A 22,675-nucleotide genomic window follows, 5' to 3' on the forward strand; every position below is an offset into this window, starting at 1 on the left:
CCCAGGATTTTCAACGACTTGACCGCGCAACGTGATGACGGATGCGCTCGCCGTTGAATCAATATCTGAAGCTGTTGATTCAACGTCACAGCATTCAGTCCCAACCGATTCAAAAGATTCAGAGAAGTGCCCGCCTGCCGCACCGTCAGGCCGCGCCTCACCGTGCGGCAGATGGCTGCGGCCGGGTGAGCTCTATGCAATTCCAACAATAGCATCAAAGGCTTAACAAATGGCTGATTTCGGCAATGACCCGGGCCTTTGGGCTGCCAAGGGTATCGGCTCGCTGGCGGGCGCTGCCGTATCGCTCGTCTATATGCTGCCCAGGGGCAGGCGCGAGGCGGTTTCCCGTTTCTTCACTGGGCTGATCTGCGGCCTGATCTTCGGCGGTCCGGCGGGGCTTTGGATTGTCGCCAGGCTCGGCATCGGCGGCAGCCTCTCGGGCGCCGAGGTGATGCTGACCGGATCGGCCGCCGCCAGCCTTTCGGCCTGGTGGGTGCTGGGCGCGGCGGCACGCGTGGCGGAACGGTGGAAGCGGTGAGCAGGAGGTCACGAAAAGCACCGAACGATCGCCACTAGAAAACTACTCACTACTCACTGCTTCCCCTCAAAATTCGGAGACATCTCATGACGACCGACAGCTTGCCTGTCTGGCGAACGAAGAAGTTTGCCAATCTGACGCTGTCCGGGGTGACCGGGCAGGGGCGTTTTTCCGGCTATGCCAGTGTCTTCGGCGAGGTCGATCTCGGCAAGGACGCGATTGCGCCCGGCGCCTTTGCGCAGTCTCTGGCCCGGCGCGGCGCGAGCGGCGTGCGCATGCTGTTCCAGCACGATCCGGGCGAGCCGCTGGGGGCCTGGAAGACCATCCGCGAGGATGCGCGGGGGCTCTACGTCGAGGGGATACTCTCGCCCGGCGTAGCGCGGGCGCAGGAAGTGCACATGCTGATGAAGGCGGGCGCGCTCGACGGGCTGTCGATCGGCTTCCAGACCGTCAAGGCCAGGACCGACGGCAAGACCGGCGTGCGCCGCATTCTCGAAGCCGACCTCTGGGAAATCTCGATCGTCACCTTTCCGATGTTGCCGTCGGCAAGGGTTTCGAACGTCAAGAATGCGCGGTTCTTCCGCGACAAGGAAACGGAGCTCGTGCGCACCATGCGGCGGGCGGCCCGGATGATGAAGCTGTGAAACAAGGATATGCCAATGACCGAGACCAAGAGTATGGCGCCCGAGATCAAGACGGCACCGGAAACGATGACATCAGCCTTCGAGGATTTCATGGGCGCCTTCGAGGCGTTCAAGGAAACCAACGACCGGCGGCTGGGCGAGCTGGAAAGCAAGCTGACCGCCGATGTCGTCACCCGCGACAAGATGGACCGCATCACCCGCACCATGGACGAGCAGAAGCGGCTGATCGACCAGATGGCGCTGAAGAAGGCGCGGCCGGCGCTCGGGCGCAGCGGCGAAACCAGCCTGGAGGCGATGGAGCACAAGGCGGCCTTCGAAAGCTATATCCGCAAGGGCGACGAACAGGCGCTGCGCGAGCTGGAGGCCAAGGCATTTTCGATCGGTTCGGCGAGCGACGGCGGCTATCTGGTGCCGAACGAGACGGATACCGAGATCGGCCGACGGCTTTCGGTGGTCTCGCCGATCCGCGCCATGGCGACGGTGCGGCAGGTCTCGGGGGCGGTGTTGAAGAAGCCGTTCGCGCTGGCCGGCATGGCCACCGGCTGGGTGGCGGAAACGGCGGCCCGGCCGCAGACGGCGACGCCGCAGCTGGCCGAACTGTCCTTCCCGACCATGGAACTCTACGCCATGCCGGCGGCAACGGCCGCCCTGCTCGACGACGCGGCGGTCGATATCGAAAACTGGATCGCCTCCGAGGTCGATATCGCCTTTGGCGAACAGGAAGGCACGGCCTTCGTGTCCGGCGACGGCACCAACAAGCCGAAGGGGTTCCTCAGCTACACCAACGTGGCGGACAGCGGCTGGAGCTGGGGCAATATCGGCTATATCGCCACCGGGGCCACCGGCACCTTCCGGGCGAGCGGTCCCTCCGATACGCTGATCGACACGATCTATGCGCTGAAGGCCGGGCACCGGCAGAGCGCGAGCTTCGTGATGAACCGCAAGACGCAGGCCGAAATCCGCAAGTTCAAGGATGCCGACGGCAACTATCTCTGGCATCCGCCGGCTGCTGCCGGCCAGCAGGCTTCGCTGATGGGGTTCCCTATCGCCGAGGCCGAGGACATGCCGGATATCGCCGCCAGCAGCATGGCCATCGCCTTCGGCAATTTCGCCGCCGGCTATCTCATCGTCGACCGCACCGGCGTGCGCGTGCTGCGCGATCCCTATTCGGCAAAGCCCTACGTGCTGTTCTACACAACCAAGCGTGTCGGCGGCGGGGTGCAGAATTTCGAGGCAATCAAGCTGATTAAATTCGCGACATCTTGAAAAAGCGTAAGGCAGCCCTTTCTCAAGGGTATGACCATTCGTGCCGGCGGTCCTTGCGACTGCTGCGCATGAGGGCGGACGCGGCCTCCCTCCCTCCGCGTCCGCCTCTTTTCCTGTCCTTCGACGGAGACTTTCATGACCATCACCGAACTGACGCCGCCGCTCGGCGAGCCGCTGACGCTTGCCGAAACGAAGGCGCATCTGCGCATAGACGGCAGCGCCGAGGACGATCTGATCGCATCGCTGATCCGCACCGTGCGGGAGCACATAGAGAGGGAAACGGGGCTGGCGCTTCTCACCCGGACATTCCGGCTTTATCTCGACGGCTGGCCTTGCTCCCGCGTGATTCAGATTGGCAGAGATCCGGTGCAAACGATTGAAGCGGTTACGGTTTACGATGCCGATGGCATTGCGACGGATATCGATGCGTCCGGTTTCGTACTCGACGGGCAGGCGCGGCCGGCAAGGCTCGCCCTGCCGCGGCAGCCGGAGCCGGAGCAGGCGATCAACGGCATCGAGATCGATTTTTCGGCCGGCTTCGGGGCAACCGGCACTGACGTACCGGACACGCTGAAACGGGCGATGCTGTTGCACGCGGCGTTGCTCTACGAATTTCGCGGCGCGGTGGCGCCCGACAGCCAGCCGGCGGCGGTGCCTGCCGGATACGACCGGCTGATCGCGCCGTTTTGCCGGCGGGGGCTTTGATCATGGGTGCGGTCGCTCTCGATCCCGGCCAGATGTCGGCCCGGCTGGACCTGGAAATGCGCGACGATGCGCGCGACGGTCAGGGCGGTATCGTGGCGGGATTTGCCGCCGTCGCATCGCTCTGGGCGCGGATCGAGCCGGTTGCACTTGCCGAGGAGGAGCGGGCGGATGCGGCGGTGTTCACCGTGACGCACCGTATCTGGATCCGTTTTCGCGAAGACCTGGCCGCCGGCATGCGGTTTCGCAAGGGTGGCCGGATTTTTACCGTCCGGGCTTTTTACGATCCGGACGAGACAGGGCGCTATGTCGTTTGCCGCTGCGTGGAGGAGCGGCCATGAGCGCGGCCAGCGCCTTGCAGAAGGCGATCTTTGCGGCGCTCTCCGGCGATGCCGCACTGACGGCGATGGTCGGAGCCGATGGGATCCATGACCATATGCAGACACGCTCCCACCGGCCCTGCATCTTCATCGCGGCGATCGAGAGCCTCGATGCGTCAACCGCGAGCGAGGCAGGCGAGGAGCATCTGCTGACCCTGCAGGTTCTGGCCGCAGAGGGCGGCAACCGGGCAGCGCAGGAGATTGCAGCGCGCGTGCGGGCTGTGCTGGATGACGCCGATCTCGCACTCGACGGCTTTGCGCTGGTCAGCCTGCTTCACCGGCGCACCCGCACCGGCCGCGATGCCAGGACCAGGGGACATGTGGCGGACATGGTGTTTCGGGCGGTGACGGAGTGACGCCCGCTTGTTCGAGCGGTGATTTCAACGGCGTCCCTTGCGGGCGCCTTTTTCGTTTCGGAAAGGACAAAAGCATGGTGGCGCAGAAGGGGAAGGATCTTCTTTTGAAGATCGACAATGGCGGTTCCTACGTGACGGTGGCGGGGCTTCGTTCCAAGCGGCTGGCGTTCAACGCCGAGACCGTCGATGCGACCGACGCGGAATCGGCGGGGCGCTGGAGGGAGCTTCTGGGCGGGGCCGGTGTGCAACGGGCGTCTGTCTCAGGGGCCGGCATCTTCAAGGACCAGAGTTCGGACGCGCTGGTGCGCGCCGCCTTCTTCAATGGAGCAATCCTCAACTGGCAGATCGTCATTCCCGATTTCGGCACGCTGACCGGTGCCTTCCAGGTAACGGCGCTGGAATATTCCGGCCAGTACAATGGCGAGATCCTGTTCGAAACCGCGCTGGAATCGGCCGGCGTCCTGACGTTTGCGGTGTTGTAGCCATGGCGCAGCACAATGTGGCTACGGGCCGGGCGAACCGGCATCGCGGCGAGGTGGAGGCGGTAATCTCCGGCGAGCGGCGCATCCTCTGCCTGACGCTGGGCAGCCTTGCCGAGCTGGAGACGGCCTTTGCCGCCGACAATCTGATGGAACTCGCCGCCCGTTTTTCGACCGGGCGGCTGAAGGCGGAGGATATGATCCGCATCCTCAGCGCCGGTTTGCGCGGCGGCGGCAACCTCATCTCCGACGAGGATGTCGCCGATATGAGCGTCGATGGCGGCATTGCCGGCCTGGCGCGGCTGACCGGCGAACTTCTGGCCGCGACCTTCGGCGGCGCGGAGGACGGGCCAAACCCTTGAGGGCCGCAGCGGGCGACAGCGGCGGCCTGCCGCCGCCGTTTCCCTGGGGATCGGCGATGCATGCCGGGCTTTGCCTGCTGCGGCTTCCAGCACGGGATTTCTGGGCGATGACGCCGCGCGAGATGCAGGCGGCTATGGGCGGCTTGCGGCCACGCAACGCCGTGCCGGACCGGACGGGACTGGAGGCGTTGATGGGGGCGTTTCCGGATTGAGAGAGGCAGTAGGCATACCGGATCGATGCGAAAACCGAATACTGCCGTTGCCCCAAGAAGGAGAGCCAGCATGACCGACGAAACGGATTTTGCGGCGACCACCGACGATGCCGAGGCGTTGAAGGATGTGCTCGACGATCTGGAGCAGCGCTCGCGCTCGTTCGGCTCGGCGCTGACAGGCGCGCTGGCTTCGGCGACGCGTGGCGGCAAGGGGCTGGAGGACGTGCTGCGCAGCGCCGGCCTGCGGCTGACGGAGATCGCCCTTTCGGCGGGACTGAAGCCGCTGGAGGGGCTGCTCGGTTCGGCGATCTCGGGCCTGGCCGGCAGCCTTGGCGGCGCGACGGCCTTTGCCGATGGCGGGGTGCCCGGCAGGGTGACGCCCTTTGCCGCCGGCGGTGTGGTTTCGACGCCCACCTATTTTCCCATGGACGGACAGACCGGGCTGATGGGCGAGGCGGGGCCGGAGGCAATCCTGCCGCTGAAGCGCGGTGCGGATGGCGCGCTGGGCGTGGCCTCATCCGGTGGCGGCGCGGCGATGAACGTTGTCTTCAATGTGACGGCGCCGGATGCGCAGAGTTTTCGCAAGTCGGAGGGACAGATTGCGGCGATGCTGACGCGGACGGTGGGGCGCGGGCGGCGGGGGATGTGAGGGTGGGGCGGTCTTGTCTAGGGGGCCTATCGCCCCGGGACACCCTTACCCAAAAACAAGAGCCGCGCTGTGTTTAATTGAAAGTTCACAACCGCGGATCAGACGCACAAGACCAAACGCTTCAACACCATACACCTGCCAGAGTCTTCCTTCCGCAGACGGGTTGTCCGCGTTTTTCCAAATTTCTTCACTCTCAACGCCGATGTCCTTCGGAAGTTCAATTAATGCAGCTAGTTCAATGCATTCTTGCAGAAGCCGGGGTGAAGAACCGATCATTCCTCCAATGCCATCTCGCTGAGGCTGTGCGTTGTCGAAAACAACGTGCTGGAAGTCGTATGGCAGATAAAACCCCTCGCAGTCCGAATGCAAAAGTAGATGCTGAAATTTTGGAATTGAGCGGCGAGCTGACATCCATCTTTTTAATAGTCCGCCGTTTCGCCTATCGAGGCTTCGGAGATGCTCTTGGTCTAGGCGCTCTATTACGGGATCGCTGACGTAATCTTCATAGCTTCCTTGAGGCGGAAGACGCCCTTCACAAACGTGATATGCAGCCAAGCGCCGAATCGCATGCAGTCCGCCATAGCCCCACATTTCGGCTTCAAACACCTCATCACTTGGCAAATCATGAGGCTCATGATGTGGAGCCATGCCCGCTTCTGAGAGCACTTCGTTCAGCATATCATAAGGTTTCCGAAGCTCAGCGATATCGCCGCCGTCCTCCTTTAAGTCCCTCGCCAGCCAACCGACGCCGATTGTAAGCCCCATGTCCCCTCCAAAAAGCAGGATTGAGAGAGCAACAGAACACTGAAGTCAAGGAGCAACGAGTCGCACAAAGCGTACTTATCGCGAGGGGGAAGACGATCGAGGCTGCAGCCTTCCCATAGGCGGAAAGAAGGCCGACTGAATGTGCCGCTTCCCCTTCGTTCCACTTGCAGGATACCCGGCAAACCGGATGAGCCCTCCACTTCCGCGCATGCAGCAACGCCTGAACACCTCCCACCAACCACATCCCCACACACGGAACATCACCATGCCAACAGGCTTCCACGAAGTCCGGTTTCCCTTACGCCTGGCTTTAGGCACGAGCGGCGGGCCGGTCAGGCGGACGGATATTGTCAGTCTTTCGAACGGGCGGGAAAATCGCAACCGGCGCTGGCGCGATGCGCGCCGGCATTACGATGCGGGCTCGGGCATCAGGTCGATCGGCGATCTCTATGCCGTGCTCGAATTCTTCGAGGCGCGGGCGGGGCAGTTCTATGGGTTCCGGTTTCGCGATCCACTGGATTTCCGGTCCTGCGCGCCGGAGGGGACTGTCAGTGCCGGCGATCAGGTAATTGGGACGGGGGATGGGGTGACGGCTGCGTTCCAGCTGATCAAAACCTATGGCGATGCGGGTGGGGCTACGATTCGTGAGATCGCCAAGCCGGTGGCCGGGACGGTGGTGGTTTCGGTCGCTGGCGTGGCCGTGGCGCCGGCGGATTTTGCGCTGGATGCGGCGGCTGGGCGTGTGACCTTCGTGCCGTCGAAAATTCCGGCAGGCGGCGCGGTGGTGCGGGCGGGTTACGAATTCGACGTGCCGGTGCGCTTCGATACCGACCGGATCGATGTCGATCTGGCGCAGTTTCAGGCCGGGCGCATTCCGTCCATTCCATTGGTGGAGATCAAGCCATGAGAACGCTTCCGGCAGCGCTGGCCGCGCATCTTGCGGGCGACGTCACGACGATGTGCCATTGCTGGCGGGTGACGCGGCGGGATGGCGTCGTGCTCGGCTTTACCGAGCACGACCATGATCTGCGGTTCGACGGGACGGATTTTCTCGCCGCCAGCGGTTTCCAGGCGGCCGATAGCGAGGCGGCGAGCGGGCTTTCCGTCGAGGCGGGCGAGGTTTCCGGCGGGTTTTCGAGCGCTGCGATCAGCGAGGCGGATGTGTTGGCTGGGCGCTACGACGGCGCCAAGGTCGAGGTGTTTCAGGTCAACTGGCAGGCACCGGATGAACGCATCCTGCTGCGGGTGCAGGAGATCGGCGATGTCGTGCGGGCGGGCGTGGCGTTTCGCGCCGAGTTGAGGCGCCTGACGCACCGGCTGGAGCAGGTGCAGGGGCGGATTTACGGGCGGCGCTGCGATGCGGTGCTGGGAGACGGGCGGTGCAAGGTCGATCTGGGCAACCCGGCCTATCGTGGCAGCGGCACGATTTCGGCGGTTCTGGCGGAGATGCGGGTCAGCGTCTCGGGGCTGGGTGCGGCCACGGGGTTCTATCGATATGGCGTCTTCACATTCACGAGTGGCGCGAATGCCGGGCATGTCTGCGATATCGAGGATCACCGCAGGGAGGACGATGCGGTGACGCTGTCGCTCTGGCTGCCGCCGCCCTTGCCGCTGGCCGTGGGTGATACGTTCACGGTGACGGCCGGGTGCGACAAGAGTTTTGGCGCCTGTAGCGAAAAGTTTGCGAACCCGCTGAATTTTCAGGGATTTCCGCATCTGCCGGGAACGGACTTCGCCTTCGGTTATGCGGATGGCGATACGGTGCATGATGGGCGGCCGTTGTATGAGTGACGACAGTGTTGCTCCAAAGGATCACCCCACCCCGGCGCTTTGCGCCGACCCTCCCCCTCAAGGGGAGGGTGAAGGTTTCGTGTTCACCGCGCAGATTGTCGCTGCCGCGCAGAGCTGGATCGGCACGCCGTACCGGCATCAGGCGAGCCTCAAGGGCGTCGGCTGCGACTGTTTGGGGCTGGTGCGCGGCGTCTGGCGCGAGCTCTATGGCACCGAGCCGGAATTGCCGCCGGCCTATCAGCCGGACTGGGCGGAACGCAGCGGCGAGGACCGGCTGCGCGATGCGGCGCGGCGGCATTTCGGGGTGGAGTTGCCTGTTGCGGAGATGCGGCCGGGCGATTTGCTGCTGTTTCGCTGGCGGCCGGACCTGCCGACCAAGCATGCCGGGATTCTGTGTGCCGACGGCCGGTTCATCCATGCCTATGAGCAGGCGGCGGTGATCTCGTCGGCGCTCGTGCCTTCCTGGCGGCGCCGGATCGCCGGGGTGTTTCGCTTTCCTGAAAAGGACTGACAGTCATGGCAACCATTCTCCTGCAGGCGGCGGGCGCGGCCCTTGGCGGCGTTTTCGGCCCGGTCGGGGCAGCACTCGGGCGTGCGGCCGGTGCCCTGGCCGGATCGGCCATCGACCGCGCCCTCATCAACGGTAGTACGACGATCACCGGCGCCCGGCTTGGCGATGCGCGCATACCGGGGGCGGAGGACGGCACGGCGATCACGCGGGCCTATGGCACGGTCAGGATCGGCGGCACGCTGATCTGGGCGACGCGGTTCGAGGAAGAAGTGCGCGTCGAGCGGCAGGGCGGCAAGGCGAGCGGGCCGCGGGTCGAGACATTCCGCTATTATGCCAATTTTGCCCTGGGGATCTGCGAGGGCGAGATCGCCAGCGTGCGGCGGGTCTGGGCGGATGGACGCGAGATCGATCTGACTGGCGTCGAGATGCGGCTCTATCGCGGGACGGGCGATCAGCTGCCCGATCCGCTGATCGAGGCCAAGCAGGGCGCGGGAAAGACGCCGGCCTATCGCGGGCTGGCCTATGCGGTGTTCGAGCGCTTTCCACTGGATGGTTATGGCAACCGCATTCCGGTCATCCAGTTCGAGGTGCTGCGGCCGGTGGGTGTGCTGGAAAAGGCGATCCGGGCAGTGACGATCATTCCGGGTTCGAGCGAGCATGGCTACGACCCGGCGGTGGTTGCCGAAAAGACGGGCGCCGGCGCCAGCCGGCTGATCAACCGCAATGTCTTTCACGCCCGTTCCGACTGGCAGGCGTCGATCGACGAGTTGCAGGCCTTGTGCCCCAATCTCGAACGCGTGGCGCTGGTGGTCTCCTGGTTCGGAACGGACCTGCGCGCCGGTCGTTGCCGGATCGTGCCGGGTGTCGAGACGCCGGTGCGCGAGGGTGAAGGCCGGGCCTGGTCGGTGTCCGGCCTGTCGCGCAACGAGGCGATGCTGGTCAGCCGCAATGGCGGCGGTCCGGCCTATGGCGGTACGCCGAGCGATGCAAGCGTGGCGGCGGCGATTGCCGATCTGAAGGCACGCGGGCTGAAGGTCTATCTCTATCCCTTCGTGATGATGGATATTCCGGCCGGCAATACGCTGCCCAATCCCTATGGCGGCACGGGGCAGCCGGCCTATCCCTGGCGCGGGCGCATCACGTCGCATCCGGCGCCGGGATTGGCCGGGAGTGTGGACAGGACGGCGGCGGCGCGCACGCAGGTTGAGGTATTTTGCGGCACGGCTGACGTTGGGGATTTTTCGGTTTCCGGCACGGCGGTGACGTCGGCCGGGGCTGACGACGGCTATCGGCGGCTGGTGCTGCACTACGCGCTGCTGGCCAAGGCGGCGGGCGGGGTCGACGGCTTCATCATCGGCTCCGAGCTGCGCGGGCTGACGCAGCTGCGCGACGGGGCGGGGGCGTTTCCGTTTGTCGAGCAGCTGATCGGGCTTGCCAGCGATGTCAGAGCCATTCTCGGTGCCGGTACGAAGCTGACCTACGGAGCCGATTGGAGCGAATATTTCGGTTACCACCCGCCGGATGGATCGGGCGAGGTACATTATAATCTCGACCCACTCTGGGCGTCGGCGGCGATCGATGCCGTGGGGATCGACAACTACATGCCGCTGTCCGACTGGCGCGACGGCGACCTTTCACAGGGCAATCCGGATGGCTTCCGGCTGGCGGAAGACGCGGACGCGATGCGGGCGACGATTGCCGCCGGTGAGGGCTATGACTGGTATTATGCCAGCGAGGCCGATCGGCAAGGCCGGGTTCGCAGCCCGATTGCCGATGGGCTGGCCGGAAAGCCCTGGGTCTATCGCTACAAGGATATCGCCAGCTGGTGGGGGCGGGCGCACCACAACAGGATCGGTGGCGTCGAGCAGCCGGCGCCAACAGCCTGGGTTCCGGCGTCCAAGCCGGTCTGGTTCACCGAACTCGGCTGCCCGGCGATCGACAAGGGGGCGAACCAGCCGAATGTCTTTACCGATCCGAAATCGTCGGAGACGGCGGTTCCGTATTTTTCGAATGGCGCCCGGCGCGATGCCATGCAGCGCCGGTTTCTGGAGGCGCAGCACCGGTTCTGGCAAGGGCCGGACGCACCGGCCTGCCTCGATCCCGACCATATGTTCGTCTGGACCTGGGATGCGCGGCCGGTGCCGGCCTTTCCGGAAAATACCGGCCTCTGGTCCGATGGGACCAACTGGCAGACCGGCCATTGGCTGAACGGGCGGCTTGGCGCTTCGACGGCGGCCGATGTGATCGCGGCGGTGCTGGCCGATCATGGGTTTGAGGGCGGCGATACCAGCCTCGTCAGCGGTGATCTCTGCGGCTACGTGCAGTCGGAACAGGCCAGCGCCCGCGATCTGCTCGAACCCTTGATGGCGGCCTTGCAGATCGACGCGGTCGAGGACGGCGCCACACTGCGGTTCCGCTCGCGGATGAAGCAGGCGTCGGCACCGCACATCGTCTCCGTGCTGGCGGATCTGGACAATCAGGCGCTGTTCGAGGAGGCGCGCGGTCACGACAGCGATTTTGCCGCCGAGGCCATTCTCGATCATTTCGATCCGCAAAACGCCTATGAGCGGACGACGGCTCGTTCCCGCCGGGTATCGCCGGCCAATGACCGGGTGCTGCGGCTATCCGTGCCGGGTGTCCTGCATGAGGGTGCTGCGGCCGGTGCCGTCGAGGATGCGCTGCGGGATCATCAGGTGTCGCGCAGGAGTGTCCGGTTTTCCCTGTCTCCGGCAGAACTAAAGCTGGAGCCGGGCGATGTGATCGCCTTTGAGGACGAGCCGGCGGGTCATTTTATCGTCGGCCGGATCGAGGACGGTGCCGTGCGCTCGGTCGAGGCACGGGCGTTCGTGCCATCCGGCGGTGGTGGAGCGGACAGGCAATCGCGGTCTGTCGATCCGCCGCGCGTGCCGTCGGACGGGTTTTCACCGATCGTGCATCTGATGGATCTGCCGCAATACGAGGCGGGCGAGGCGAGCACGTTTGCACGCGGCGCGGTGTTCGCGCGGCCCTGGCATGCGGTGACGCTGTCGTCGTCGGCGACGACGGAAGGTTATCAGGCACGGGTGAGGCTCGACCAGCCGGCGCAGACCGGTGTTCTGGCCGAGCCGCTGGAGGCGGGGGTGACCGGCAGGTTCGACGCTGCCCGGACGATCACGCTCGATCTGCATTTCGGCGGACTGTCCTCGGCAGGCCGGTTGCCGGTGCTGAACGGCCAGAACCGTATCGCCATCCTTGCCGGAAACGGCGTGTGGGAAATCATCGGTTTTCAGGTTGCCGAGGAAATTGCTCCCGGTCGCTGGCGGCTTTCGAAGCTTTTGCGTGGGCTGAGCGGTACCACGGATGCGATGCTGGCGGGGGCCGTGCCGGGTGCGCCGGTGGTGGTGCTCAACGCGGCCGTCAAGCCGCTGGGGCTCAGCATCGACGAGGCGGGGCGAGTGATCAACTGGATCGCGGAAGCGGGCGGGCAGACCGCCGCTCCCGCCGGACCTTTCGCCTTCTCGGGCGGTTTGAGGGCGGAAACGCCGGTCGCGCCGGTGCATCTGCGCGCCCGTCGGCTGGAGGTCGGCGGCATCCGCATCAGCTGGATCCGCTGCGCCCGCCGCGACGCGGACCACTGGCTGGACGGCGATATCGCGCTTGACGAGGCCGAGGAGCGCTATCGCGTCGACATTCTCGACGGAGGAGCCGTCAAGCGTTCCGTCGATGTCTTGGGGCCGGTCTTCGACTACGCGGCGAGCCTGGAGATCGAGGATTTCGGCATGCCGCAGGCGGCCGTGTCGGTTCGCGTGCGGCAAAGGGGCCGGAAGGTTGCCTTCGGCGTGGCCAAGCAAGCCCTGCTCGATCTGTAAAGCCTTGCAAACGATCCAAACCGGATGAAGCAAACGAGGAGCATCGGATGAACGATTTGAAGAACTGGTATCTGTCGAAGACCGTCTGGGGCGGTGTGGTTGCAATCCTGGCCTCGTGTGCCAATCTGCTTGGACTGGATATCACGCATGAGGAGCAAAGCGGGCTTGTCGACGGACTGACGGCTCTTGCCGCGGCGGCCGGCGGTCTTGTCGCAATCTGGGGCCGGATTTCGGCGCGGGCGCGATTGCGCTAGGATATTGTTCAAGGCCGTGCAAAACGCGGTGTTTTCAGGACATTCATTTGCCATTCAGACTGTATCGTTTATTGAATTTACAACGATGCTTCCCAAGTCGCCAATATTGTTTTCAAGCCGAAAGTGCGTTCATGTCCTCACCCTTGATCATAGCAACGCTTGCAGCGGGTCTCTCCGGATTCGCGCCGCTGGCGATTGATGTGCCATCGATGGTTGTCGCGGTGGACGGCGATTGCGGCCAGGCGGCGGCCGAAGTGGTGGCCAAGACCGGTGGCGAACTGCTATCCGCGCAGCCGACCAGCGACGGCCAATGCGTCGTCACGGTGCTGATCCCGGGCAATGGCGGCCGCCCGAAAAAGGTGACGATGCGGGTGCCGATGTAGCCGCTGCCGGATGCTTGCCGTCAAACATTCTCCAACCGGAAGAAATAGGGTAAGCAGTAAGTCTCGTTTTGCAGCGCGACGGCGAATCCGAGGGGATGCCGGCGCGGAAGGGAAGAAAGTCTGTTCATGCGCATTCTGGTGGTCGAAGACGACGTCAACCTCAACCGTCAGCTGACGGACACTCTGAAGGAAGCGGGATATGTCGTCGATCAGGCCTTCGACGGCGAGGAAGGCCATTATCTTGGCGAGGGGGAACCCTATGACGCGGTGATCCTGGATATCGGCCTGCCGGAAATGGACGGCGTCACCGTACTGGAAAAATGGCGCGGTGCCGGCAAGACCATGCCGGTGCTGATTCTGACCGCCCGCGACCGCTGGAGCGACAAGGTCGCCGGTATCGACGCCGGTGCCGACGACTATGTGACAAAACCGTTCCATGTCGAGGAAGTGCTGGCGCGGATCCGTGCGCTGATCCGGCGCGCAGCTGGCCATGCCAGTTCCGAAATTGTCTGCGGGCCGGTGCGGCTGGATACCAAGGGCTCCAAGGCGCTGGTCAACGGCGTGGCGCTGAAACTGACCTCGCATGAATTCCGGCTGCTGTCCTATCTCATGCATCACATGGGGCAGGTGGTGTCGCGCACGGAGCTGGTCGAGCATATGTACGATCAGGATTTCGACCGTGATTCCAACACGATCGAGGTTTTCGTCGGCCGCCTTCGCAAGAAGATCGGCAATGACCTGATCGAAACCGTGCGTGGCCTCGGCTATCGCATGCAGGCACCGGGCCTGGTCAACAAGGACGCAAAAACCTGAGCGGGATCGACATGATCAGATTGAGAGCTCAGCCGTTTCTCCGCGCCGGACGCAGTCCGGCCGTATCGTCCTTCCTCCATATTCGATCGTACCCATGATGCTGCGCCCGCAATCGCTCACCGCCCGCGTGTTGCTGGTCTCCACCATCTGGGCCGTGGTTGCGCTGGTGGTGATCGGCGTGGTGATCTCGACGCTGTACCGGCAGGGCTCGGAGCGGGGCTTTCAGGACCTTTTGCGGGCGCAGCTCTACAACGTCATCAATTCGATCGTCGTCAACGACAAGTCGGTGCTGGCCGGCAGTCCGCAGCTGGGCGATCTTCGCTTCTCCCAGCCGCAGACGGGCTGGTACTGGATCGTCGAGCCGATCGGCGAATTCAACACGCCGCCGCTGATCTCGACCTCGCTCGGATCGGGCAAGCTGCCGATCGCCAGCGTCGATGAAGTTCCCTTCGATATTCGCTACGAGCGCTTCTATACCACCGTCGATTCGTTCAACAACGAGGTCGAGGTGGCCGAGACCGAGGTCGTGCTCGATATTCAGGGGCATACGGCCCGTTTCCGGGTTGCCGGCAATCGCGACGTGCTGGAAGCCGATATCGACAGCTTCAACCGCAATCTCTACCTGGCGCTGTCGATCTTCGGTTTCGGCGGGCTGGGCATGAACGCGCTGGCCATCCTCTTCGGCCTGCGGCCGCTCGATCAGGCGCGGCGGTCGCTGGAAAAGATCCGCGGCGGCGAAAGCGAGCGGCTGGACGGCGAGTTCCCGCGCGAAATCCAGCCGCTGGCCAGTGAGGTCAATGCGCTGATCGACAGCAACCGCCGCATCATCGAGCGCGCCCGCATGCAGGTCGGCAATCTCGCCCATTCGCTGAAGACGCCGCTTGCCGTGCTGATCAACGAGGCGCGGATACTCGAGGCGCCGCATGGCGACCTCGTCAAGGCGCAGGCGGATGCGATGCAGATGCAGGTCCAGTCCTATCTCAACCGGGCGCGGATCGCCGCGCAGCGGGAATCGGTTCTGGCGCGCACCGAGGTGGAACCCGTTCTGGAACGGCTGGTCCGGGTGATGCGCCGGCTGCATCCGGAAAAGACCTTTCTGCTGACCGTATCGCCGCCCGGTCTGATTCTGGCGATGGAGCAGCAGGATGTCGAGGAAACGGTCGGCAACCTGCTGGACAATGCCGCGCGCTATGCCGCCGACGAGGTTCGCCTGACGGCGCAGATCGCGCCGGAGGGCGTGCAGGGAAAAGACCCCGGACGGCGCAGCTGGATCGCCATCGACGTGGATGACGATGGCCCGGGCCTTGAGCCAGAGCAGATCACCGTTGCCATCAAGCGCGGCAAGCGGCTGGACGAAAGCAAGCCGGGGACGGGATTGGGGCTGTCGATCGTCAGCGAGATTGCCGGCGAATATCAGGGCACACTCGGGCTGTCGCGCGGCGACCGGGGCGGGCTGAAGGCGATGATCGTCTTGCCGGCTGTGTCATGATGGGACGCATTTTGTGCCGTTGCGTGACTTTTTTGACAGATGCGCAGGCAAAATTCCGCAATGGCACGGCTTTGGCCTCTCCGATGTTGCCTGCTCAATCACGGAATGTAAAAAGATAGTGAGCCATGGAATCGGCATGACGCCGCCCATGACTGCCGATGCAACGGAAATCGCGAGAGCTGCCCGACACGATGAAGAACCAGGCCCGTTTCCCGACCATCCTCTCCGCTTCTCCCATCGCGTGCCTGATGGCCGCGTCGCTGCTTCTCGCCGGCTGTGGCACCACCTCGCGCGGTGGTCCCGGTAAAATCGGCGGTCCCGTTACGACCAATACTTCGGCTTCCTATATCGCAGCCCTTGGCGGTGGCGTTATCGGCCGCCAGGCGGGACTTGCGATCAGCACGGCGGACCGTCAGCGCGCACTGGAGGCCGAGTATCGCGCCCTGGAAGTGGCGCGCGGCGGGCAACCGGTGGTCTGGCAGGGATCGGGGATCAGCGGTTCCGTCGTCGCTGCCGCCCCCTATCAGGTCGGCTCGCAGAATTGCCGCCAGTACAGCCATACGGTAACCGTCAAGGGGCAGGATAGCGTCGCGCGCGGGGCAGCCTGCCGCAATGCCGACGGCACCTGGACGCCGCTGGGCTGAGGTTTCGCCGCATCGTTGCGGCCAAACGCCTCAAATTTCCGTCATTTCCGGTTTTCCGATTGGAATGGCGTGCGCGGCATAGTAATTGAGCGCACATGCTGTTCTGGATCCTAGTTGCCACCCTGACGGCGGCCGTCGCCGCTGTTCTGCTGCTTCCCCTGCTGCGCGCCGCCGCCAGCACGGAAGCCCCCCAATCCCATGACGTCGAAGTCTACCGCGACCAGCTCGAAGAGCTGAAGCGCGATGAGACGAGCGGCCTGATTTCCGGCGAGGATGCGGGTTTCGCGCGCGCCGAAGTGGCCCGCCGCCTCCTCGTTGCGACCGACGCGGTGAAAGCGGCCGGGCCTGCTCGCGCGGTGCGGCGTTCCAACCGTCTGGCGCAGCTTGCCATTATCCTCATCCTGCCCGCCGTCGGCCTCTGTCTTTACTTGCGCACCGGCAGTCCGGATATGCCGGATGCGCCGCTGGCTGCACGCCTGGCAAATCCCGGCAACGACATGAACATCCTGATCGCGCGGGCCGAACAGCAGCTCGTCGCCAATCCGGACGACGGGGCGGGATGGGACGTTCTGGCGCCGATCTATTATCGCAGCGGCCGTGTCGAGGATGCAGCGGCGGCATTCCGCAACGCGCTGCGGATTCTGGGCGCCACCCCGGCGCGGCTGGGCGGCTATGCCGAAAGCCTGATCGCTCTATCCGGCGGACTGGTGACGACCGAGGCGCAGGACGCCCTGCAGAAATCGCTGGCGATCGAGCCGAACGATCCGCGCGCGCAATTCTATCTGGCTCTTGCCCTGAAACAGGAGGGCAAGGCGCCGGAAGCGCTGGCGGCGTTCCAGCAGATCGCCCGGACATCGCCGGCCGGCGCCCCCTGGCTGCCGCTGGTCAATGAACATATTGCCGGCCTCACGGCCGCCGCCGCGCCAGCCGGTCAGGCGGCAGCAACGCTTGGCAACCCGACCGGCGAGGACATCGCCGCGGCGCAGGAGATGAACGCCGGCGATCGCACCGCGATGATCGAGGGCATGGTCGGCAGCCTTGCCGAAAAACTGAAGGAAGACCCGAAGAATTTCGAAGGATGGATGCGCATCATCCGTTCCTATTCGGTACTTGGCCGGAAAGATGAGGCCGCCGATGCCTTGAAACAGGGACTGGCTGCCTTTCCGGCGGATAGTGACGAGGGCAAACAGTTGCTGGCTCTGGCAGGCGAACTTGGGTTGACGACCGATGGAGGCGCGCAATGACCCGCAAGCAGAAGCGTCTGGTGATCATTGCCGGCGGCGTGAGCTTCATTGCCGCCGCCGTGCTCCTGGTAATGGTCGCGTTCAGCCAGGCAATCGCCTATTTCTATGTGCCCGGCGATCTCGCCAAGGTGCATCTGGCGCCGGGCACGCGCATCCGGCTCGGCGGTCTGGTCGAGAACGGTTCGCTCAAGCGCGGTGACGGCATGACCATCACCTTCGCCGTCACCGATACGCTGGACCGCGTGCCGGTGACCTATACCGGGATATTGCCGGACCTCTTTCGCGAGGGGCAGGGCGTCGTTGCCGAGGGCAGCTTCCGGGATGGAAGCCCGGTTTTCGTGGCGGACACCGTGCTTGCCAAGCATGATGAAACCTATATGCCGAAGGATGTGGCAGACCGTCTGAAAGCGCAGGGCGTTTCTCTCGGCGGCCAGGAGACTATCCGATGATCATCGAACTCGGCCACTACGCTCTGGTTCTGGCGCTTGGCGTCTCCCTGCTTCAGGCGGTGCTGCCGGTCATCGGCGCGCTGCGCGGCGACCGGGCGTTGATGGAGATCGGCACGGTCGCGGCCAAGGCGACGTTCTTTCTCGTCGCCATTTCCTTCGCCGCCCTGACCTATGCCCATGTCACATCCGATTTCTCCGTCCAGAACGTCTGGGAGAATTCGCATTCGCAGATCCCGCTGATCTACAAGTTCTCCGGTGTCTGGGGCAACCATGAAGGCTCGATGCTGCTCTGGGTGCTGATCCTGACCTTCTTTTCGGCGCTCGTCGCCCTGTTCGGGGACAATCTGCCGGAGACGCTGAAGGCCAATGTGCTCGCTGTGCAGGCCTGGATCGCGGCGGCCTTTTCGCTGTTCATTCTCCTGACCTCCAATCCCTTCAACCGGCTGCTGGATGTGCCGGGCGAGGGGCAGGACCTCAATCCGGTGCTCCAGGATATCGGCCTCGCCATTCATCCGCCGCTGCTCTACCTCGGCTATGTCGGCTTTTCCGTCTGCTTCTCCTTTGCTGTCGCGGCGCTGATCGAGGGGCGGCTGGATGCGGCCTGGGCGCGCTGGGTGCGGCCATGGACGCTTGCCGCCTGGACCTGTCTGACGGCCGGCATCGCCATGGGTTCCTACTGGGCCTATTACGAACTCGGCTGGGGCGGCTGGTGGTTCTGGGACCCGGTCGAGAATGCCTCCTTCATTCCATGGCTTGCCGGAACGGCGCTGCTGCATTCGGCGCTGGTGATGGAAAAACGCGAGGCGCTGAAGATCTGGACGGTGCTTTTGGCGATCATGACATTTTCGATGTCGCTGCTCGGCACCTTCCTCGTCCGCTCCGGCGTGCTGACCTCGGTTCACGCCTTTGCCACCGATCCGACGCGCGGCGTCTTCATCCTGATGATCCTCATTCTGTTCATCGGCGGTGCGCTGTCACTGTTTGCCTTCCGTGTCGCGCATCTGAAGGCCGGCGGGTTGTTTGCGCCGATTTCGCGCGAAGGGGCGCTGGTTTTCAACAACCTGATCCTGACGACGGCGGCAGCCACCGTCCTGATCGGCACGCTTTATCCGCTGGCGCTGGAAGCGGTGACCGGCGCGAAGATTTCCGTTGGCCCGCCCTTCTTCAACATGACCTTCGGATTGCTGATGCTGCCGTTGCTGCTGGCCGTGCCGTTCGGCCCGCTGCTGGCCTGGAAGCGCGGCGATCTGCTCGGCGCCGGACAACGGCTGTTTGCCGCCGTGGCGGTCGGGCTCGTTATCGGTGTCGCGATCTATTACGCCTACAATGGCGGGCCGGTCATGGCGCTGTTCGGTATCGCGCTCGGTGCCTATATGATCGCCGGATCGCTGACGGAGCTTTACCTGCGCTCCGGGCTTGGCAAGGTAACGGGCGCCGTTGCGCTGCGCCGCCTGTCCGGACTGCCCCGTTCGGTTTTCGGGACGGCGCTGGCGCATATCGGGGTCGGCGTGACGCTGATCGGCATCGTTGCGGTCACGGCGTTCGAGACCGAGCACATCATCGAGATGAAGCCGGGAATGACGACGGATGCCGGCGGCTATACGCTGCGCTTTGATGGATTGCGCAACGGCAATGGCCCGAACTACAGCGAGGAATCCGGGCATTTCACCATCAGCCGGGCTGGTGTCGAGCTTGGCGATGTCTGGTCGTCGAAACGTTTCTACACGGCCCGTCGCATGCCGACCACCGAGGCCGGAATCCGCACGTTCGGCGTGAGCCAGCTCTACGTGTCTCTGGGCGACAGCATGACGGATGGCGGCGTGGTCGTGCGGGTCTGGTGGAAGCCGATGATCCTCTGCATCTGGGGCGGCACGCTGTTCATGATGGCGGGCGGCGCCGTTTCGCTCAGCGACAGGCGATTGCGGATCGGGGCTCCCTCGAAAGCGAAGAAACAGAAGAAACCGGCTCTGGAGCCGGCGCAATGATCCGCCGGCTGCTGCTCATCGTGGTCCTGCTGCTGTCGGCATCGCCGGTCTTTGCCGTCAATCCGGACGAGGTGCTTGGTGATCCGGCGCTGGAGGCGCGGGCGCGGGCGCTGTCGGCGCAACTGCGCTGCATGGTGTGCCAGAACCAGTCGATCGACGATTCCAATGCCGAGCTTGCCAAGGACCTGCGCCTGCTGGTGCGCGAACGGATCACCGATGGCGATAGCGACGAGGCGGTCATTTCCTATGTCGTTTCGCGCTACGGCGAGTTCGTGCTGCTCAATCCCCGTTTCGAGACGAAGACATTGATCCTGTGGGGGGCACCGATCGTGCTGCTTCTCGCCGGCGGGGCCGCCATGGTGATTGCGGCCCGGCGCCGGACGGGCAAGGCGACGGGAAAGCCTTTGACCGAAGCGGAAGAGGCCAGACTGGCGACAATTCTTGGCGAAACTGCGCCCGATCTTGATCGTTAAAGCACCTGCAGGCCGAAAAGCTTTGCCATAGGCTCGAAGTCCCGGTCGTCATGAAGAAGATGATGGTGCCGTTCGATGCAGAACGTCGCGATGATCATGTCGACCGTTTTGCGCGGTGTTCGTCCGGATTCTCGTAAAAGTCGGTAATAGCGTGCGGCTTGGACCGCGATGGCGTCATCCAGCATCCGCTCGACGGAAAATTGACGCAGGCCGTGCTCGATCTGAACGGCGTGCCGCTCGTTGCGCGCGCCTTGCAGTACCTCAAGCAAGATGAGGTCGCCAACCAGTATCTCGTTGGTGTTCTCGATTGCCTGAAGTTTTCGCACGGGGATCGTGTCGAGGCCGCGCAGGTTTGCGATCCAGACCGAACTGTCGACGACAATCATGCCGCGTACCGATCAGGCGGATTTATCAAGGCGCATCGTCTCGAGATCGCCATCCCACCCCAGTCCGTTCATGTCGCTGATGGCCTTGCGCTGCAAAGTGTTGCGGACAAGAAATCTCAGTGCATGTTCGACCGTCGCCTTTTTGGTGGCAAGCCCGGTGACCGCCATGGCCTGTGACATCAGGGTGTCGTCAAGATCGATATTGGTGCGCATGACCGGCCTCCATGTGTGTTGAATTCGAAGTCTATACACATCCAGCCGTCTTGCAAAGACGGCTAACATTACCAAAAGTTCATGTTGCGGACACAAGTCAGTAATGTGCATTCGACTATTCCTTTCTCATCGGCTGTTCCTCCAGTCCAGCCAATGCACATGAAGAGAAAAGGCAAATCGGATGTTCAAGACAAACACACTGCGTCCTTCCCTCAAGACCGTTTTGAAGGCATCGACTGTCGCCGGGCTCGCGGCCGTCATGCTGTCGACCGGCATCCCTGCCGCCGTCACCTATTCCTTTGCCGCTCCCGTCAAGATCGAGGCACCGCAGGTTCCGAGTTTTGCCAATGTGGTCGATGCCGTTTCGCCGGCGGTTGTCTCCGTGCGCGTGCAATCGCGCGCCAACCCCGTTTCCGATGATGCCAGCAACGGCTTCAGCTTCGATTTCGGCGGCCGTGGCCTGGACGAACTCCCCGACGATCACCCGCTGAAGCGCTTCTTCAAGGAATTCGGCGGCCCGAACGGCGGCAAGCGCGCCGACCGCGACCGTGGCCCGCGTGACGGCAAGCCTGGCCGTCTGCACCCGACATCGCAGGGCTCCGGCTTCTTCATCTCCGAAGACGGCTATCTGGTCACCAACAATCACGTCGTTTCCGACGGCTCGGCGTTCACCGTCATCCTCAGCGACGGCACCGAACTCGATGCCAAGCTGATCGGCAAGGACAGCCGCACCGATCTCGCCGTGCTGAAGGTCGATGACAAGCGCAAGTTCACCTATGTCAGCTTTGCCGACGACAGCAAGGTTCGCGTCGGCGACTGGGTGGTTGCCGTCGGCAACCCCTTCGGTCTCGGTGGCACCGTGACCGCCGGTATCGTTTCGGCGCGTGGCCGCGATATCGGTTCCGGCCCCTACGACGATTACCTGCAGGTCGACGCGGCGGTGAACCGTGGCAACTCGGGTGGTCCGACCTTCAACCTCAACGGCGAAGTGGTCGGGATCAACACGGCGATCTTCTCGCCATCGGGCGGTAACGTCGGTATTGCCTTTGCCATTCCGGCCTCCGTCGCCAAGGATGTCGTGGCCGATCTGATGAAGGACGGCTCGGTCTCGCGTGGCTGGCTCGGCGTACAGATCCAGCCGGTCGACAAGGATGTGGCAGAATCGCTCGGTCTTGCCGAGGCAAGCGGCGCGCTCGTCATCGAGCCGCAGGCCGGTTCTCCGGGGGAAAAGGCAGGCATCAAGAAGGGCGACGTGATCACCGCCGTCGACGGCGACCCGATCAAGGGGCCGCGTGAACTGGCCCGCAAGATCGGCGCGATGCGTCCCGGCACGAGTGTCGATGTAGCGCTCTGGCGTGACGGCAAGGCCGAAAGTGTCAAGCTGGAAGTCGGAACACTGCCGGCCGATACGAAGGATGCATCCGCCGGCACCGACCAGCAGCCGCAGCAGGAAGAGCAGCCGTCGAGCGAGAAGGCCCTTGCCGATCTCGGCGTGACCGTGACCCCCTCGGATGACGGCAACGGCGTGACAATCTCCGCGGTCGATCCCGACTCCGACGCCAGCGATCGCGGCCTGAAGGAAGGCCAGAAGATCATTTCGGTCAACAACCAGCAGGTCAAGTCTGCCGATGACATCCTCAAGGTCATCGAGGCTGCCAAGAAGGACGGGCGCACCAAGGCGCTGTTCCAGATCGAGGCCGACAACGCCAGCCGCTTCGTGGCACTGCCGATCAGCCAGGGCTGACGCGGTTCTACTGAACAACCGGGCGCCGCGGACCTTCCCCAGGGTTTCGCGGCGTTCGGCGTTTCAGGGCACGGCTTCTCTGCGCAACCGGGCAG

Annotated in this window: 27 protein-coding genes; 24 read left to right on the forward strand and 3 right to left on the reverse strand. The window is 63.9% G+C overall.

Annotated features, from left to right (window positions below):
- The first annotated feature begins 229 nt into the window (after positions 1–229).
- The 10 genes from ADU59_RS06430 to ADU59_RS06475 all read left to right on the forward strand — a co-directional run bounded on the left by ADU59_RS06430 (position 230) and on the right by ADU59_RS06475 (position 5,588).
- The gene (locus ADU59_RS06430; RefSeq protein WP_068952881.1) at positions 230–538 is read left to right on the forward strand and encodes a DUF6107 family protein; all 309 of its coding nucleotides are present in this window, start codon (positions 230–232) and stop codon (positions 536–538) included.
- 86 nt (positions 539–624) lie between these two features.
- On the forward strand, positions 625–1,182 hold the full coding sequence (locus ADU59_RS06435) for an HK97 family phage prohead protease (RefSeq protein ID WP_099050762.1): 558 nt from the start codon (positions 625–627) through the stop codon (positions 1,180–1,182).
- Between the two features lie 15 nt (positions 1,183–1,197).
- On the forward strand, positions 1,198–2,448 hold the full coding sequence (locus ADU59_RS06440; RefSeq protein WP_068952883.1) for a phage major capsid protein: 1,251 nt from the start codon (positions 1,198–1,200) through the stop codon (positions 2,446–2,448).
- A gap of 135 nt (positions 2,449–2,583) precedes the next feature.
- Positions 2,584–3,153, forward strand: a complete 570-nt coding sequence (locus ADU59_RS06445) for a head-tail connector protein (protein ID WP_068952885.1) — start codon at positions 2,584–2,586, stop codon at positions 3,151–3,153.
- A 2-nt stretch (positions 3,154–3,155) separates the two neighbouring features.
- Positions 3,156–3,491, forward strand: a complete 336-nt coding sequence (locus ADU59_RS06450) for a phage head closure protein (RefSeq protein WP_068952887.1) — start codon at positions 3,156–3,158, stop codon at positions 3,489–3,491.
- Positions 3,488–3,886 carry a DUF3168 domain-containing protein gene (locus ADU59_RS06455; RefSeq protein ID WP_068952889.1) on the forward strand — a complete coding sequence of 133 codons (399 nt, stop codon included), beginning with the start codon at positions 3,488–3,490 and terminating at the stop codon, positions 3,884–3,886. The genes ADU59_RS06450 and ADU59_RS06455 overlap by 4 nt, the downstream gene beginning before the upstream one ends.
- 74 nt (positions 3,887–3,960) lie before the next feature.
- A complete protein-coding gene (locus tag ADU59_RS06460) occupies positions 3,961–4,368 on the forward strand; it encodes a phage major tail protein, TP901-1 family (RefSeq protein ID WP_068952891.1) in 408 nt (135 codons plus the stop codon).
- A 2-nt stretch (positions 4,369–4,370) separates the two neighbouring features.
- Positions 4,371–4,727 (forward strand): gene transfer agent family protein, encoded by a 357-nt coding sequence (locus ADU59_RS06465; protein ID WP_068952893.1) that lies wholly within the window; start codon positions 4,371–4,373, stop codon positions 4,725–4,727.
- Positions 4,724–4,939, forward strand: a complete 216-nt coding sequence (locus ADU59_RS06470; RefSeq protein WP_068952895.1) for a rcc01693 family protein — start codon at positions 4,724–4,726, stop codon at positions 4,937–4,939. The genes ADU59_RS06465 and ADU59_RS06470 overlap by 4 nt, the downstream gene beginning before the upstream one ends.
- Positions 4,940–5,009: 70 nt before the next feature.
- Positions 5,010–5,588 (forward strand): phage tail tape measure protein, encoded by a 579-nt coding sequence (locus ADU59_RS06475; protein ID WP_068952897.1) that lies wholly within the window; start codon positions 5,010–5,012, stop codon positions 5,586–5,588.
- A 45-nt stretch (positions 5,589–5,633) separates the two neighbouring features.
- Here ADU59_RS06475 and ADU59_RS06480 read toward each other — a convergent pair whose 3' ends face one another.
- On the reverse strand, positions 5,634–6,353 hold the full coding sequence (locus ADU59_RS06480) for a hypothetical protein (protein ID WP_068952899.1): 720 nt from the start codon (positions 6,351–6,353) through the stop codon (positions 5,634–5,636).
- Positions 6,354–6,618: 265 nt separating this feature from the next.
- Here ADU59_RS06480 and ADU59_RS06485 point away from each other — a divergent pair, with 265 nt between their 5' ends.
- The 13 genes from ADU59_RS06485 (at position 6,619) to ADU59_RS06545 (ending at position 20,237) form a co-directional block, all read left to right on the forward strand.
- Positions 6,619–7,260 (forward strand): DUF2460 domain-containing protein, encoded by a 642-nt coding sequence (locus tag ADU59_RS06485; protein ID WP_068952901.1) that lies wholly within the window; start codon positions 6,619–6,621, stop codon positions 7,258–7,260.
- The gene (locus ADU59_RS06490) at positions 7,257–8,144 is read left to right on the forward strand and encodes a DUF2163 domain-containing protein (protein ID WP_068952904.1); all 888 of its coding nucleotides are present in this window, start codon (positions 7,257–7,259) and stop codon (positions 8,142–8,144) included. The genes ADU59_RS06485 and ADU59_RS06490 overlap by 4 nt, the downstream gene beginning before the upstream one ends.
- Before the next feature lie 79 nt (positions 8,145–8,223).
- A complete protein-coding gene (locus ADU59_RS06495) occupies positions 8,224–8,655 on the forward strand; it encodes an NlpC/P60 family protein (protein ID WP_068952906.1) in 432 nt (143 codons plus the stop codon).
- 5 nt (positions 8,656–8,660) lie between these two features.
- Complete coding sequence (locus ADU59_RS06500) at positions 8,661–12,503, forward strand: baseplate multidomain protein megatron (protein WP_068952908.1); 3,843 nt, start codon at positions 8,661–8,663, stop codon at positions 12,501–12,503.
- A 47-nt stretch (positions 12,504–12,550) separates the two neighbouring features.
- Positions 12,551–12,757: a hypothetical protein gene (locus ADU59_RS06505; RefSeq protein ID WP_068952910.1), complete on the forward strand. Its 207-nt coding sequence runs from the start codon at positions 12,551–12,553 to the stop codon at positions 12,755–12,757.
- A 131-nt stretch (positions 12,758–12,888) separates the two neighbouring features.
- Positions 12,889–13,140: a hypothetical protein gene (locus ADU59_RS06510; RefSeq protein ID WP_068952912.1), complete on the forward strand. Its 252-nt coding sequence runs from the start codon at positions 12,889–12,891 to the stop codon at positions 13,138–13,140.
- A 126-nt stretch (positions 13,141–13,266) separates the two neighbouring features.
- Entirely contained in the window at positions 13,267–13,953 is a 687-nt protein-coding gene (locus tag ADU59_RS06515) for a response regulator transcription factor (RefSeq protein ID WP_068952914.1), read from the forward strand.
- A 100-nt stretch (positions 13,954–14,053) separates the two neighbouring features.
- Positions 14,054–15,442 (forward strand): ATP-binding protein, encoded by a 1,389-nt coding sequence (locus tag ADU59_RS06520; protein WP_068953726.1) that lies wholly within the window; start codon positions 14,054–14,056, stop codon positions 15,440–15,442.
- Between the two features lie 191 nt (positions 15,443–15,633).
- Entirely contained in the window at positions 15,634–16,086 is a 453-nt protein-coding gene (locus ADU59_RS06525; protein ID WP_068952916.1) for a hypothetical protein, read from the forward strand.
- A 95-nt stretch (positions 16,087–16,181) separates the two neighbouring features.
- Entirely contained in the window at positions 16,182–17,330 is a 1,149-nt protein-coding gene (ccmI, locus tag ADU59_RS06530) for a c-type cytochrome biogenesis protein CcmI (RefSeq protein WP_068952918.1), read from the forward strand.
- The gene (gene ccmE, locus ADU59_RS06535; RefSeq protein ID WP_068952920.1) at positions 17,327–17,779 is read left to right on the forward strand and encodes a cytochrome c maturation protein CcmE; all 453 of its coding nucleotides are present in this window, start codon (positions 17,327–17,329) and stop codon (positions 17,777–17,779) included. The genes ccmI and ccmE overlap by 4 nt, the downstream gene beginning before the upstream one ends.
- Complete coding sequence (locus ADU59_RS06540) at positions 17,776–19,764, forward strand: heme lyase CcmF/NrfE family subunit (protein WP_068952922.1); 1,989 nt, start codon at positions 17,776–17,778, stop codon at positions 19,762–19,764. The genes ccmE and ADU59_RS06540 overlap by 4 nt, the downstream gene beginning before the upstream one ends.
- On the forward strand, positions 19,761–20,237 hold the full coding sequence (locus tag ADU59_RS06545) for a cytochrome c-type biogenesis protein (RefSeq protein WP_068952924.1): 477 nt from the start codon (positions 19,761–19,763) through the stop codon (positions 20,235–20,237). The genes ADU59_RS06540 and ADU59_RS06545 overlap by 4 nt, the downstream gene beginning before the upstream one ends.
- On the opposite strand, the gene vapC is transcribed toward ADU59_RS06545, so the two are convergent.
- Both vapC and ADU59_RS06555 read right to left on the reverse strand, forming a co-directional pair.
- Entirely contained in the window at positions 20,234–20,623 is a 390-nt protein-coding gene (gene vapC, locus ADU59_RS06550; RefSeq protein WP_068952926.1) for a type II toxin-antitoxin system VapC family toxin, read from the reverse strand. The two genes, ADU59_RS06545 and vapC, sit on opposite strands and share 4 nt — an antisense overlap.
- Positions 20,624–20,635: 12 nt before the next feature.
- Entirely contained in the window at positions 20,636–20,836 is a 201-nt protein-coding gene (locus ADU59_RS06555; RefSeq protein ID WP_068952928.1) for a type II toxin-antitoxin system VapB family antitoxin, read from the reverse strand.
- A 181-nt stretch (positions 20,837–21,017) separates the two neighbouring features.
- Here ADU59_RS06555 and ADU59_RS06560 point away from each other — a divergent pair, with 181 nt between their 5' ends.
- Positions 21,018–22,580: a Do family serine endopeptidase gene (locus ADU59_RS06560; RefSeq protein WP_068952930.1), complete on the forward strand. Its 1,563-nt coding sequence runs from the start codon at positions 21,018–21,020 to the stop codon at positions 22,578–22,580.
- Positions 22,581–22,675: the final 95 nt, after the last annotated feature.

The sequence above is a fragment of the Pararhizobium polonicum genome (assembly GCF_001687365.1).
Lineage (GTDB): Bacteria > Pseudomonadota > Alphaproteobacteria > Rhizobiales > Rhizobiaceae > Pararhizobium > Pararhizobium polonicum.

What these genes read in the sequence shown, in the direction of transcription:
- ADU59_RS06515 (WP_068952914.1), top strand. Translation starts at nt 13,267, where the DNA reads ATGCGCATTCTGGTGGTCGAAGACGACGTCAACCTCAACCGTCAGCTG.
- ADU59_RS06560 (WP_068952930.1), top strand. Translation starts at nt 21,018, where the DNA reads ATGTTCAAGACAAACACACTGCGTCCTTCCCTCAAGACCGTTTTGAAG.
- ccmE (WP_068952920.1), top strand. Translation starts at nt 17,327, where the DNA reads ATGACCCGCAAGCAGAAGCGTCTGGTGATCATTGCCGGCGGCGTGAGC.
- ADU59_RS06485 (WP_068952901.1), top strand. Translation starts at nt 6,619, where the DNA reads ATGCCAACAGGCTTCCACGAAGTCCGGTTTCCCTTACGCCTGGCTTTA.
- ADU59_RS06555 (WP_068952928.1), bottom strand. Translation starts at nt 20,836, where the DNA reads ATGCGCACCAATATCGATCTTGACGACACCCTGATGTCACAGGCCATG.
- ADU59_RS06430 (WP_068952881.1), top strand. Translation starts at nt 230, where the DNA reads ATGGCTGATTTCGGCAATGACCCGGGCCTTTGGGCTGCCAAGGGTATC.
- ADU59_RS06435 (WP_099050762.1), top strand. Translation starts at nt 625, where the DNA reads ATGACGACCGACAGCTTGCCTGTCTGGCGAACGAAGAAGTTTGCCAAT.
- ADU59_RS06455 (WP_068952889.1), top strand. Translation starts at nt 3,488, where the DNA reads ATGAGCGCGGCCAGCGCCTTGCAGAAGGCGATCTTTGCGGCGCTCTCC.
- ADU59_RS06510 (WP_068952912.1), top strand. Translation starts at nt 12,889, where the DNA reads ATGTCCTCACCCTTGATCATAGCAACGCTTGCAGCGGGTCTCTCCGGA.
- ADU59_RS06500 (WP_068952908.1), top strand. Translation starts at nt 8,661, where the DNA reads ATGGCAACCATTCTCCTGCAGGCGGCGGGCGCGGCCCTTGGCGGCGTT.
- ADU59_RS06540 (WP_068952922.1), top strand. Translation starts at nt 17,776, where the DNA reads ATGATCATCGAACTCGGCCACTACGCTCTGGTTCTGGCGCTTGGCGTC.
- ADU59_RS06475 (WP_068952897.1), top strand. Translation starts at nt 5,010, where the DNA reads ATGACCGACGAAACGGATTTTGCGGCGACCACCGACGATGCCGAGGCG.
- ccmI (WP_068952918.1), top strand. Translation starts at nt 16,182, where the DNA reads ATGCTGTTCTGGATCCTAGTTGCCACCCTGACGGCGGCCGTCGCCGCT.
- vapC (WP_068952926.1), bottom strand. Translation starts at nt 20,623, where the DNA reads ATGATTGTCGTCGACAGTTCGGTCTGGATCGCAAACCTGCGCGGCCTC.
- ADU59_RS06505 (WP_068952910.1), top strand. Translation starts at nt 12,551, where the DNA reads ATGAACGATTTGAAGAACTGGTATCTGTCGAAGACCGTCTGGGGCGGT.
- ADU59_RS06450 (WP_068952887.1), top strand. Translation starts at nt 3,156, where the DNA reads ATGGGTGCGGTCGCTCTCGATCCCGGCCAGATGTCGGCCCGGCTGGAC.
- ADU59_RS06440 (WP_068952883.1), top strand. Translation starts at nt 1,198, where the DNA reads ATGACCGAGACCAAGAGTATGGCGCCCGAGATCAAGACGGCACCGGAA.
- ADU59_RS06465 (WP_068952893.1), top strand. Translation starts at nt 4,371, where the DNA reads ATGGCGCAGCACAATGTGGCTACGGGCCGGGCGAACCGGCATCGCGGC.
- ADU59_RS06545 (WP_068952924.1), top strand. Translation starts at nt 19,761, where the DNA reads ATGATCCGCCGGCTGCTGCTCATCGTGGTCCTGCTGCTGTCGGCATCG.
- ADU59_RS06525 (WP_068952916.1), top strand. Translation starts at nt 15,634, where the DNA reads ATGAAGAACCAGGCCCGTTTCCCGACCATCCTCTCCGCTTCTCCCATC.
- ADU59_RS06480 (WP_068952899.1), bottom strand. Translation starts at nt 6,353, where the DNA reads ATGGGGCTTACAATCGGCGTCGGTTGGCTGGCGAGGGACTTAAAGGAG.
- ADU59_RS06490 (WP_068952904.1), top strand. Translation starts at nt 7,257, where the DNA reads ATGAGAACGCTTCCGGCAGCGCTGGCCGCGCATCTTGCGGGCGACGTC.
- ADU59_RS06445 (WP_068952885.1), top strand. Translation starts at nt 2,584, where the DNA reads ATGACCATCACCGAACTGACGCCGCCGCTCGGCGAGCCGCTGACGCTT.
- ADU59_RS06460 (WP_068952891.1), top strand. Translation starts at nt 3,961, where the DNA reads ATGGTGGCGCAGAAGGGGAAGGATCTTCTTTTGAAGATCGACAATGGC.